General features: G+C 60.5%; 12 protein-coding genes and 1 pseudogene. 7 read left to right on the top strand and 6 right to left on the bottom strand.

Going from position 1 to position 11,175, the window contains the following annotated elements; translation table 11 throughout:
* Window positions 1–8 precede the first annotated feature (8 nt).
* From ABID12_RS12980 to ABID12_RS12960, 5 genes are all read right to left on the bottom strand, one after another.
* Window positions 9–512, bottom strand: coding sequence for a (2Fe-2S)-binding protein (locus ABID12_RS12980; RefSeq protein WP_354434543.1), 504 nt, complete (start codon window positions 510–512; stop codon window positions 9–11).
* Window positions 513–568: 56 nt separating this feature from the next.
* Window positions 569–1,375 carry an FAD binding domain-containing protein gene (locus ABID12_RS12975; protein ID WP_354434542.1) on the bottom strand — a complete coding sequence of 269 codons (807 nt, stop codon included), beginning with the start codon at window positions 1,373–1,375 and terminating at the stop codon, window positions 569–571.
* A gap of 266 nt (window positions 1,376–1,641) precedes the next feature.
* Complete coding sequence (sufU, locus tag ABID12_RS12970; protein ID WP_354434541.1) at window positions 1,642–2,061, bottom strand: Fe-S cluster assembly sulfur transfer protein SufU; 420 nt, start codon at window positions 2,059–2,061, stop codon at window positions 1,642–1,644.
* A gap of 53 nt (window positions 2,062–2,114) precedes the next feature.
* Window positions 2,115–2,558, bottom strand: a complete 444-nt coding sequence (locus ABID12_RS12965) for an SRPBCC family protein (RefSeq protein ID WP_354434540.1) — start codon at window positions 2,556–2,558, stop codon at window positions 2,115–2,117.
* Between the two features lie 102 nt (window positions 2,559–2,660).
* Entirely contained in the window at window positions 2,661–3,494 is an 834-nt protein-coding gene (locus ABID12_RS12960; protein ID WP_354434539.1) for a helix-turn-helix domain-containing protein, read from the bottom strand.
* Window positions 3,495–4,002: 508 nt separating this feature from the next.
* Here ABID12_RS12960 and ABID12_RS12955 point away from each other — a divergent pair.
* From ABID12_RS12955 to ABID12_RS12925, 7 genes are all read left to right on the top strand, one after another.
* On the top strand, window positions 4,003–5,037 hold the full coding sequence (locus ABID12_RS12955; RefSeq protein WP_354434538.1) for an XdhC family protein: 1,035 nt from the start codon (window positions 4,003–4,005) through the stop codon (window positions 5,035–5,037).
* Window positions 5,034–6,677: an NTP transferase domain-containing protein gene (locus ABID12_RS12950; protein ID WP_354434537.1), complete on the top strand. Its 1,644-nt coding sequence runs from the start codon at window positions 5,034–5,036 to the stop codon at window positions 6,675–6,677. The genes ABID12_RS12955 and ABID12_RS12950 overlap by 4 nt, the downstream gene beginning before the upstream one ends.
* A gap of 136 nt (window positions 6,678–6,813) precedes the next feature.
* Window positions 6,814–8,340: a CocE/NonD family hydrolase gene (locus ABID12_RS12945; protein WP_354434536.1), complete on the top strand. Its 1,527-nt coding sequence runs from the start codon at window positions 6,814–6,816 to the stop codon at window positions 8,338–8,340.
* A gap of 406 nt (window positions 8,341–8,746) precedes the next feature.
* Window positions 8,747–9,286 (top strand): hypothetical protein, encoded by a 540-nt coding sequence (locus ABID12_RS12940; RefSeq protein ID WP_435528231.1) that lies wholly within the window; start codon window positions 8,747–8,749, stop codon window positions 9,284–9,286.
* 98 nt (window positions 9,287–9,384) lie between these two features.
* Window positions 9,385–9,639, top strand: a complete 255-nt coding sequence (locus ABID12_RS12935) for a FitA-like ribbon-helix-helix domain-containing protein (RefSeq protein ID WP_354434535.1) — start codon at window positions 9,385–9,387, stop codon at window positions 9,637–9,639.
* Window positions 9,636–10,043 carry a type II toxin-antitoxin system VapC family toxin gene (locus ABID12_RS12930; protein WP_354434534.1) on the top strand — a complete coding sequence of 136 codons (408 nt, stop codon included), beginning with the start codon at window positions 9,636–9,638 and terminating at the stop codon, window positions 10,041–10,043. Before ABID12_RS12935 ends, ABID12_RS12930 begins: the two co-directional genes overlap by 4 nt.
* Window positions 9,973–10,761 (top strand): DUF2726 domain-containing protein, encoded by a 789-nt coding sequence (locus tag ABID12_RS12925; RefSeq protein ID WP_354434533.1) that lies wholly within the window; start codon window positions 9,973–9,975, stop codon window positions 10,759–10,761. The genes ABID12_RS12930 and ABID12_RS12925 overlap by 71 nt, the downstream gene beginning before the upstream one ends.
* Here ABID12_RS12925 and ABID12_RS12920 read toward each other — a convergent pair.
* Window positions 10,760–11,061: pseudogene (locus ABID12_RS12920) on the bottom strand (IS3 family transposase); the annotation flags it as partial. The gene ABID12_RS12925 and the pseudogene ABID12_RS12920 sit on opposite strands and share 2 nt — an antisense overlap.
* Between the last annotated feature and the right edge of the window lie 114 nt (window positions 11,062–11,175).

Raw genomic sequence — 11,175 nt, 5'->3', positions numbered from 1 at the left:
AGCGCTCCTCACTCAGTGACCAGGGCATCGGCATTTTTTGCCGAACGCATCTCGACCGCCGCCACCTTGATCGCGCGGATAATCGGATGATAGCCGGTGCAGCGGCAGACATTGCCCGAGATGGCACGCACGATCTCATCGTCTGTGGGGTCGGGGTTTTCCTCAAGCAGCGCGGTGGCCACCATCAGCATTCCGGCGTTGCAGAAGCCGCACTGGGTGGCGAAGCCCTCCACCAGCGCCTTCTGGAGCGGCGAGAGATCGCCGTCCTGCTCCAGCCCCTCGATCGTCCTGACCTGGGACTCGTCCACGGTTTCCACGGGGATGAGGCAGGAGCGCACCGGTTTTCCATCGAGAATGATGGTGCAGGCGCCGCAGGTGCCTTCTTCGCAACCGCGCTTCGTTCCGGTCAGTCCAAGCTGATCACGCAGAACGGAGAGCAGGGTTGTTCCGGGTTTCACAAGCAGTTCCTGAACTGCGTCATTGACAAGAAGCGTCACAATCCGTGAGGCCATTTTTTCCTCTTCTGCCGACCTGCGGCCATTTGTCGAAGTGTGGAGCGGTATGCACGTCAGGCGCCGGTCAGAGCCCGGCGTATATGAACCGGGATAACGCGGGCGCGGTACCAGGCGCTGGCAATCGCGTCGGAATAGAGCTCCGTGTCTTCTTCGAAGGCGGCGGCTGCCGCCGTGACATGTTCCGCATCCAGCGGTTTGCCGATCAGTGCCTTTTCGACCGTCAATGCGCGGACCGGGCGTGGCGCGACGCCGCCGAGTACAAGATTGACCGTGCTGACAAGGCCGTCCTCAACTGTCAGGTGGGCGGCAATCGTGACAATGGCCGCCGAGTTCGACGTTCGCCGCATTGCCTTGGTGAAGAACCAGCTGTTGCGTTCGGGGATATCGAAGGCCACATTCGTGGCAATCTCCTCGTGCCCGATACCTTTCCTGACGATCTCCGCGACGGAAGTCCGGCGCATGCCGTTTTCGCTTGCGACCTCGGCTTCGGCATCAAGCGCCATCAACGCTACCGCCAGGTCGCCACCGTTGGCGGCAAAGAGATTGCCGCCGACAGTGGCGACATTGCGGATCGGCGGCGAGGCGATTGACTCGATAACGTTCGACAACACGGCAAGACGCGGATCGCGACCAAACGCGTCGAGCGTTGTGGTGGCTCCGATGGTGGCGCGACAGCCTCCCACCGTTATCCCCGAGAGACTGAGTTTGCGGAGCGATACCAGTGTATCGAGCACACCGGCCTTGGTGTTGATCTCCGGCATCAGCAATGTCCCACCGGAGAGGAGCGCGCTGGACCGCGAACTGGCCAGTGCGTCAAAAGCCGCCTTCAGATCCGAAGGAACGAGTACATTATCTAGCATATTCTCCATCCCATATGGCTTTCTCCTGCCATTGAGATCACGCTACAGCACACAAACGCAGCGCGCTTATCGGTCTGTCTGAAGTGCTTATCATTGGGTCGGAACCTTGCGCCGGTACGCCGCAGGGCCGAACGGATCAAATCCTGGAGGTCGCGGCCCACGGCAAAACGGCGGCCGAGGCTTCGACCGCCGTTTCATGGATCAAGAAGAAATGCCGCGTGCGATACTGCTGACTTGTGCGTCCTCCGAGGGGGAGGGGCAGGGCTTTAGGCATCGTCCAGCGCTGCCGCCAACGCATCCCAGGCAAGGAGTGCACATTTGCGCCGGCTGGGAAAAGCCCGGACCGCTGCCAGAACCGCCAGGTCGCCGAGCCCGTCAAGATCCTCGGGTCCTGTTCCCGACAATAGCGTCTGGAGGCGTGCGTTCAGAGCGCGGACATCTGCCAGCGTGCGATTTTTGATTGCTTCGGTCATGAGCGAAGCGGATGCGATTGCAATGGCGCATCCCTGGCCGTCGAAGGCGGCATCCTCCACGCGTCCCCGGCTATCGATGCGCAGCTCGGCGATGATTTTATCACCGCATAGCGGGTTTTGCGCACGGGCGCGATGCGTCGCGCCTGTCAACGAACGGCGGTTGCGCGGCCGCCGCCCGTGATCCAGGATTGTTTCCTGATAGAGATTGCGCAAAGCGTCGGTCATTAAACCTGAAGGACTCTAGAACCGCCCTCCGTCCAAAAATATCAGGACGCGCTGGCAAAACGTTCCTTCAAGGCGTCGAACCCGCCCTGAAATACGTTTTTACCCATGCCGGCGGCCTCGGCCTCCGCTTTCTCGGGCGCGCAGTCGAAGGTTGCCGTCCATTTGGCAAAGCAGCGGTTGCCGTCGGTAACCGGGAACAGGCGAAGCGTCGACTTGTGGTTGGTAATCGGGGCCGGCGTCTGAAGAATGGTATAGGAGAAGTAATACTCGTCCTCGGAAAACGACAATAACTTCTCGCGCAGTTGCGCGCCGGAGACGAGTTCGAAATTTCGCACACAGCCGATCTGGTCGGGCGCAAGGCCGTCCTCGATGTGGCTCTTGACCATGCGCGGATGCCAGTCCGGCAGACCATTGAAATCCCGAATCACGGCCCAGACTTCGGAAGCCGGCGCATCAATGACACTTGAAACGGTGACAGTAGGCATAAGAAATAAATCCTCGGATTGTTTGCAACCGACACCATATTAGCGATGAACGCGGGCAGGACTTATCGCTGCGTCGGATGTACCAATCGCTCAGTCTGGAAACTACGCGACCATGGAGCGCGCCGCAGACCGGTAAACCGCAGGCGGCACGCCGACATGCTCGCGAAAGAAGCGCGAGAAGTTGCCCTGGGACGTGAAACCGAGATCCAGAGCGATTTCCGTCAGCCGGTCCTCGCTACCCTGGACATGGCGCAATGCCTCCTCCATCAGAAGCATGTTCCAGAAAACGTTCGGCGTGACGTTCATCTGTTCCTTGAACAGCGCGAAGAAATGCGGTCGGGATAGCCCGACATCCCGCGCAACCTCGTCGAAGCGGATCCGTTTGGTGACGTTCTCGTTCATCAGCTCGATAGCCTTGCGGATGCGGAAATCGCGCGCGACCGGTACCGCCACTGGCCGGTTTTGACACTGCCGGTCCGCTTCGGCTGCATCGAGGACCTGATCGATGAAGGAAATGATCTCGAAAAGCTGGATATGGCTCGCCCCGTTTCCATCGACCAGCCGCTCGACCATCTGGATCGCTATATCATGCATGCAGGGATCAAGCGGGATTGCCGGGTGGGCGAAAAAGGCGGCGTTTGTATTGAGACAGCGGCGTTGCCGGATCCAGTCGGGATCGAGATAAAAGGCAAGAAAAATACCACCACTATTCTGTGGCATCAGGTTGTGGTTATGCGGTTCGAAGGAGTTGACGCCAACGGCCATATTCCGGGTCGGCACGACCTGTCGCTTGCCGATCGTCATCTCTCCGGCCTCGCCGTCCAACCACATGATGAGGTGAGCGTCCTGGTGAGCGTGCGTGACAAGATCGCCAACGACGTTTCGGATCGACAGGTGTCCGAAATCCCCCTGATAAAGAACAATAGCTTCGCGCATCTCCATCCCCTTTTTGACCTTGTCGTCAGGAGTTCGGGCTACGTGGCTTAATGTGTCTCGGGCGCCAGTTTCTTTGGCTCCCCGCGCAGCGACATGCGTTCAGATTCGTCGCAGACACGCTCACGCGCCTGCGCCATCCCGCATGCTTACGAAAACTCCTCCCTTTTCAGGCCTCGCGACAACGCACAAAGCCCCCCACCAAAGGTCGCCGACAGTCTTCTCCTCGCCGCGATTGCTTTGGTGGCTAACGCCAGTTGGCGGAAATAAAAATTAACTCTTGGCGAGGTCCAAAGCAATACAAAGCGGCTGTTCGATTAGCCGAAAACCAAAGATTCAGACTGAACGATATTTGATCCCACTGAAGGATAAGCGGTGTGAAGAGAACGAATTATTGTCCCAGACGTCGACCTCCTGCACCCCCGGTCAGACGAGAACTTAGGCTGCAAGCCAGCTTACCTTTTTCGTTCAGCTCCGGGAAAATCGGCGAACAGTACATGAAGGCCACGTGATGAATGACACCACTACCGTTCTCTCCGAAGCCCTTGCCTGGTCAAAGGAAGGGCGTCGCGTCGCCCTGGCAACCGTCGTTTCCACATGGGGGTCGTCGCCCCGTCCGGTCGCGTCTCATCTGGCCGTGGATGAGGAGGGTCGGTTCGTCGGCTCGGTCTCCGGCGGCTGCGTCGAAGGCGCGGTGATCCAGACCGCCGGAGAGGTGATCGAAAATGGAGAGCCGCGCCTGCTGAAGTTCGGTGTTGCCGACGAAACCGCCTGGCAGGTGGGGCTTGCCTGTGGCGGCACCATCGAAGTGTTCGTGGAACGCCTTGCAGACGCGGAATCTCTCTCCACTCTGGTGAACGATGCGTCCGGCAGTGACGTGGCGGCGCTTGTGACGTTGGTGCCGGAAGGGCAGCATTGCAGGCTTCTCGCGTCCGGTGCAGAAAACGGCGACCTCATCCTCGATAGCCAGGAGCACGCAGGGGTCGCCAATGCGGTAGAGTCTTCGCGCAGCGGCTTTGTCGATGGGCCGTCCCGGCGGCTTTTTGTCGAGGTCTGGGAGCCGCCGCTCCGCCTGATCGTGGTCGGTGCTGTTCATATCACCCAATACCTTGCGCCGCTTGCAGTCCAACTCGGATACGAGGTCACGGTGATTGACCCGCGATCCGCCTTCGCGTCGGCCGAACGGTTGCCGGAGGTGACGCTGATCGACGTCTGGCCCGACGATGCGATCGCGACGCTTCGCCCTGACAGGCGGACCGCAGTGGTCGTGCTGACCCATGATCCGAAGTTTGACGACCCGGCCCTCATCGCCGCGCTGCAAACGCCGGCATTTTACATCGCGGCGCTCGGTTCGCGCCGCACCCACGCAAAGCGTCTGGATCGGCTGACATCCGCAGGCTGCGATGCCGCGGCTCTCGATCGGATCAATGGGCCGGCGGGGCTTGATATCGGTGCCCGGACCCCGCCCGAAATCGCCCTGTCGGTGGTCGCCGAGATGACGGCGCAGCTCCGCCGTCCCGCTACAAGCATCGAGGGTTCGAAATGAAATTCGAAACGGTTCCCGTCGTCACGGCGGATGGCACAATCCTCGCGCATTCGCTGCGCCTTTCTGATCTGACCCTCACCAAAGGGCACGCGCTGTCTCAGAGCGATGTCGACGCGCTGGCCGAAAGGGGTTTTGAAGAGATCACCGTTGCCCGGCTTGAGCCCGACGACGTGCGTGAGGACCTTGGGGTTACACGCGCCGCTGCAGGTCTCGCCGGTGCTGGCGTTGTCGCTGCCCCCGCCCATGCCGGGCGGGTCAATCTCCACGCGGACGCGTATGGTCTGGTGCAACTGGATGCGGACGCGGTCAACGCGCTCAACGCGATTGACGAAAGCATCACCATTGCGACGCTCTCCCCTCAGGACATGGTTCGGCCCGGTGACGCGATCGCCACAATCAAGATCATTCCCTTTGCGGTAACCGAACGCACGCTGCAAGCATGGGACCGGGCAGCGCGTGCCATAGAGGTAACGCCTTTCGTTCACCATCGGGTGTCGCTGATCCAGACCCTTCTTGGCAAGGCGAAGCCCTCGGTTCTGACTAAGACCTGCAACACGACGGCGCAACGACTGGAATTTCTGGGCAGCACTCTGGTCGGCGAGGTTCGGGTTGCGCATGAGACAACCCCGGTTGCCGATGCGATCACCGCGCGCCTTGCTGCCGGCGACGAGCTCGTGCTCATCTGCGGTGCCTCGTCCATCGTCGACCGCAAGGACGTGATCCCGGCGGCGATCGTCGCGGCGGGTGGAACCGTCGAGCACTTCGGCATGCCTGTCGATCCGGGCAATCTCCTGCTTCTGGGCCATGTGGGGCAGGTGCCGGTGGTCGGACTGCCGGGCTGCGCACGGGCGCCTAAACTCAATGGCACGGATTTCGTCTTGCGCCGTCTCCTGGCGAAGCAGCCGGTCACGGCGCAAAGCATCCAGGGGATGGGTGTCGGCGGTTTACTCAAGGATCTGCCGGAACGGCCGCTGCCGCGTGCCACCCTTGCTCGGATGCGGGACGCCACCCGCCGGACAAAAGATCGGTCGCCTCATATCGGCGCAATCATTCTTGCTGCCGGACAATCGAGCCGCATGGGGTCCAACAAGCTGCTGCTTGAGCTCGATAAGCGTCCCTTGGTGCGTCACGTCGCCGAGGCGGTCGTGGAAACAAAATTCCATCAGGTTGTTGCTGTCGTCGGGCACGAGGCGGATAGGGTTCGTGCCGCCCTGTCCGGCCTTAATCTCGAAATGGTCGAGAACGAGGATTACCGGGCTGGCCTGTCTACTTCGCTGCGGCGGGGGATTGCTGCTCTGGGGGACGATATAGATGCCGTGATGGTCTGCCTCGGCGACATGCCGGATGTGGACGTGGAGCTCTTCCGGAGACTGTCAGGTGCGTTCGACCCCGATGAGGGACGCGCAATCGTCGTTCCGGTGCGCGCGGGCAAGCGCGGCAACCCGGTGTTGTGGGGGCGACAGTTCTTTGCCGATCTTGTCAGCCTCAGCGGCGACGTCGGCGCACGCCATCTGATTGGCCATCATGCCGAGTGGGTGGCGGAAGTGACCGTCAAGGACGATGGGATTTTTACCGATCTGGATACACCTGAAGCGGTCGTCCAATGGAAGGCCGATCAGCGCAGATCTGCACCGGATTGACGTGGTGGCCTACCGTAGAAACTATGGCCTAACCTGGCATAATGCATATTGCTAAACGCTTAGGCGGATGGGCAAATCCCTCGCAATATCAAGGCAACGGGACAGCCTTTCGGTGTGGGTGTCAACGGTTTCAGTTTTGCCAGCGGCGCAGGTCAGTGCCGGCGGCGCGCGGGGTATTCCGGCTGCGCGCGGTCGGTTCGCCTCGGAAGGCGTATTCGAGCCTTTCCTTCATGAAGGCCGCGATGGTGCTGACACGATCGCCTGGCTCAGACGGCAGGATTTCTGCAACGGCAAGGTAGGTATGTTCGGCGCGTCCTATGTCGGGGCGACGCAAGTTCTGGCTGCGGCCGAAAACCCGCCCGGTCTCGAGGCAATTTCACCGCAACTGACTACGGCACGCCATGGCGAAAGCTGGACCTGGCGTGGTGGCGCCACCGAACTTGGCTTCCTGCTGCTCTGGATCATAGAGGCGCTTGCCCCGCCCGATCTCGAGCGCCGTCTGGCCGCTCTGCCGGACGATCAGGCAAAGCGGCTGAGCGCTCTCATGAAAGCGCTTCAGCGTGATCCGGAGGCAGGGTTTGCCCGCCTGCCGGTGTTGGAGGCGGACCTCGCAGCCCTCGCACCCTATGCCGCGCAGTGGTTCGACGAAGACCGCGCTGTGGTTGCTGCCGCCGATCTCGAGCACCTCGAAGCGCTTGGGAAAAGCCGGCCAGCCATGCTGGTCATCGCCGGCTGGAACGATCTCTTTCTCGAGGGCTCACTCGAACTCTTCCAGACCGCCCGCGGGCGCCATGAAGATGCCGGCCAGGTCAAGGACAGGCTGATTATCGGTCCCTGGTCGCATGGCAATCCGAAGGACTGGCAGGGCGCGTTCTGGCATGGGCCCAAGGCGTCGACGGCGGGGCTGTCCGATGTTCAGCTCGATTTTTTCGAGGCAGTCTTTTCTGGCGTGGCGCCTCCCGGGCCGATGGTGCGCTATTTTCGCTCCGGTTCGAACAGCTGGCATGACGCCCCCGATTGGCCCGTTCCGGAAACCGTTCAACGCTGCCTCTATCTTGACGGTGACGGTCTTTCCGAGAGCCCGCCGACGCAAGATTTTCGGCGGGAATGGATATCGGACCCCGCAAGCCCGGTGCCGACAACAGGTGGCGCCACCTTTCTGCCCGGGCTGCTGCTCGGCCGCAATTCCGGTCCGATGCCGCAGGGTGTTGTCGAAGCGCGATCCGATGTCGTGACATTCACGTCCGAGCCTCTCGACAAGGCGCTCGACGTCACCGGCAGGGTCGAGGCGCGGCTTTTCGTGACCTCTGATGCGATATCCGCGGACTGGACCGCGCGGCTTTGCGAGGTGACGCCTGATGGGCAGAGCATCGGCATTGTCGACGGCATCGCCCGGAGGAAAACACCAGCCGGCGGACACGGACCTTTCGAAGTGCGGGTGACGCTCGGCCATCTTAGCCACCTCTTTGCAAAGGGAGGCCGTCTGCGGCTTCAGGTCGCCTCGTCGAACTTTCCGCGTTTCGACCGCAACCCGCAGTCGGGCATTGCGCCGGAAAAAGCGACGGCGGCGGACTTTATCATTGCGCGGCAGACAATCCTCGGAGGACCGGCCACACCGAGCACCCTGATCCTGCCCGTGATCTACAGGACCGTCTTGGAGTGACGGCCAATTTGATGTTTGCCCCGTTTTGTTGCGCTCAAAACCGAACCTGTCTGGTTCAAGGTCTTTGACACAAAACTCGAGCGAAGTGATCGAAAAACTGAACGGCGGAGGCACTCGGCTGTGCAAAACAGTGTCCAAATCCTGCCCCCGCAACCACCGACACCAACACTCCCGAGCGTTCGCCGCCAGGAGTGTTGATTTTTGTATATTCGTCAATGGCTTGCCACTCCGACCATGCGAGGATTTGCCCCAGCCCACCGTAAAGCGTGGCATCGATCTCGTCGCATTTCGGGCCTTGGTGAGAGCAAAATCTTCTCGATCAGCATTCGCAGCCTCAGCCGCCTTCTGTCGCTCAGAGGGCCGGTCCAGGGCGCTTCGCAACCTTCTTAGCGTAGATCGCCGCCGCATGATGGATCTTTGGGGTTTCGTCGCCAGCCTGGACCATTCCAGCGTCATGACCCTGTTCACGCATTGCGCTTTGCTAACCGTCGATGCCGACAAGCAGCCTCGGGAAGCAGAGAAGCGCCATGCCCTTAACGCCACGGATAGGCTGGCAACGGCAGTTTCGCTTGACATGACGGCGCATCGGACGCCCACGGTGCGCGCCTATCTCGGTCGCGTCACCAAGGCGCATATCCTCGCGGCCGCGCGCGATGTCTTTGGCGGCGAAGCGGATCGCGGACTGGAAGAAGCCGGAAATGGCCGAAGCCACCGAGCAACTTTTGGCCGGAACCGGCTGGCTGCCGCCCGTGCTGCGTTCTGGAGGGCCGGTATGGCCGGCCGACGAGCAGCCGGGGGCTACAATGCCCGAGGACATGCCGGAAGCTGCGAGCACCGAGGCTTTATCTGTCGCGGCGGAATGAAAAATGGGCCGGGAATGCACAAGGGATCTCGGTCTTCCATCGGAAAAATCGCGGTCGCACGACTTTTGCGCGCGGCCGGATGACCTCGACAGATTGGAACAATCGCGGGGCACCTCTTGTCAAGGGAAGGCGTGTTTTATACATTACAATCATAGACATATCCTAATCGGAAGTACATTAAGTGCCCACCGCTACCCTTCGCAATCTCTTTGACGAGACTCACCGCGCCATCAAGGTGCGCACTGCTCATCATGGCCGCAACGCGGAGGTGGAGATGCGCGACATTCTGGGATCAGCGGTTCGCCCGTCCGAGCGCGTGCGTTTCGGTTCTGCCCTGTCGGCGTTGAGCCGTAAGGCTAGGCTGATCAATGCCGATTTCGAAGTGCTGAAACAGGCTCGCGACAAGACGCCCGCCACGCCGATGAGCTTTGAATGATCGTTCTGGATACGAATGTCGTCTCCGAGGCGATGAAGCCTGAGCCAAGCCTTGCTGCGCGCGACGGGTTCGACAAACAGGCGGTCGAAACTTTTTATATCTCTAGCGTGACCGTCGCGAAGCTGCTGTTTGGTATCGACGCGCCGCCGGATAGCCGACGCAAGCAGAAGCTTGTCGCCGCGCTCGACGGGATGCTGCGGCTGTTCGAGGGCAGAACCCTCACCTTCGATACGGATACCGCCTGCCACTATGCCGATATTGCCGTTGCGACCCGCAAGGCAGGCAAGGGCTTTCCCGTGACGGACGGTTATATCGCCACCATTGCAACTGCCTATGGCTTCGCTGTCGCTACGAGCGACGCCAGCGCCTTCGACGCGGCAGGTGTTCCGATCATCGACTGCTAGAAGGTCGAACATTGATAGCCGGGTTCTGACGATGCAAATGACGACGATCCTCCTTCTGCTGATTGGCTTCACGGCCGGTTTTTTCATCCGAACCGTGCGCGCGAAAAGCCAGGCCGACAAAGCCAAGCGCCAGGCCGATGCGCTCGATCAACAGGTCGGCATACTCCAGCGCGAACTCCTCGCCATGCGTGATGCCGAATCCCGGCGGCTGGGCGATGTTGCTCGCCGCAAGCGCTTCTTCGAAGAAAATGATGTTTCGGATGTGGAAAACCAGATCAGGTTCATCAGTCATACCGAATTGCGCGCGGTGCGTCCCGTCAACAAGGAGGCCGTGCGAGTCCTCTATGCGCTCGATGAGTGGATCGACACCCACCAGCCTTACTGGCGCATGGCGTTCGAGGTCTCCATGGGTGCGTTCATCAAGACCTCCTCTTATGATCCTGATGACCGGATGCAGAAGGCGGCGTTCAGTTCCTACAACAGCAAGAGGGTGGATTTTCTGTTGATCGACAGGTTCGGCCAGCCGGTGCTGGCTGTTGAGTATCATGGCACGGGACACGACATGTCCGATGACGCACCGGATCGCATGGAAGTCAAGCGTTTGGCCCTGGAACGTGCCGGGATTCCGCTTGTCGAAGTTCCTGCCAAAGCGACAAAGGCAGAAATCGTGCGCATGGTAGATCAAAAGCTCACCACCGACGCGCCGCTTGCAAGGTGACAGCACAGAGACAGACAAAGCCCCGCGCCATAGGCGCGTAAGTGATGTCGATTGCCCAGACTTGGATATGGGGCTCGTCACGGCAAGGCCTTCAAAAGATACGGATAGATCTTGTGGCCCGGTGCCGGTTTCGAGGTGTTCGGGCGGCGATAGATTGCGTCAATGCCAATCTTCTTCATCAATGTTCTGGCATGCCGCCGCCCGGCTTTATGGCCTTCTGCTGTCAAAAGCCCCTGTAACATCTGAAGGGTAGTCCAGATGCAGCGTGTAAATCCGGCGCACCAGCGCCAGATTAGTCGCCGATCTTCGCATGCAGTTTTTTTGACATCGAGGGCAGGCGTGGCATCTTCCTCGCTCCCGTCATCGAAGACGTTCATGGCGCCTGACCGACGCGTAGCTCGATCGCCTCACCTG

Origin of the sequence: Martelella mangrovi (assembly GCF_040545495.1) — a bacterium.
Taxonomy (GTDB): Bacteria; Pseudomonadota; Alphaproteobacteria; order Rhizobiales; family Rhizobiaceae; genus Martelella; species Martelella mangrovi.
The sequence above is the reverse complement of the archived record's forward strand: the minus strand, read 5'-3'. Positions and strand labels throughout refer to the sequence as shown.

Bases quoted from the DNA above. Each gene is read 5' to 3' on its own strand.
- ABID12_RS12980 (WP_354434543.1), bottom strand. From the start codon at position 512: ATGGCCTCACGGATTGTGACGCTTCTTGTCAATGACGCAGTTCAGGAA.
- ABID12_RS12975 (WP_354434542.1), bottom strand. From the start codon at position 1,375: ATGCTAGATAATGTACTCGTTCCTTCGGATCTGAAGGCGGCTTTTGAC.
- ABID12_RS12965 (WP_354434540.1), bottom strand. From the start codon at position 2,558: ATGCCTACTGTCACCGTTTCAAGTGTCATTGATGCGCCGGCTTCCGAA.
- ABID12_RS12960 (WP_354434539.1), bottom strand. From the start codon at position 3,494: ATGCGCGAAGCTATTGTTCTTTATCAGGGGGATTTCGGACACCTGTCG.
- ABID12_RS12955 (WP_354434538.1), top strand. From the start codon at position 4,003: ATGAATGACACCACTACCGTTCTCTCCGAAGCCCTTGCCTGGTCAAAG.
- ABID12_RS12950 (WP_354434537.1), top strand. From the start codon at position 5,034: ATGAAATTCGAAACGGTTCCCGTCGTCACGGCGGATGGCACAATCCTC.
- ABID12_RS12940 (WP_435528231.1), top strand. From the start codon at position 8,747: ATGATGGATCTTTGGGGTTTCGTCGCCAGCCTGGACCATTCCAGCGTC.
- ABID12_RS12930 (WP_354434534.1), top strand. From the start codon at position 9,636: ATGATCGTTCTGGATACGAATGTCGTCTCCGAGGCGATGAAGCCTGAG.
- ABID12_RS12925 (WP_354434533.1), top strand. From the start codon at position 9,973: ATGGCTTCGCTGTCGCTACGAGCGACGCCAGCGCCTTCGACGCGGCAG.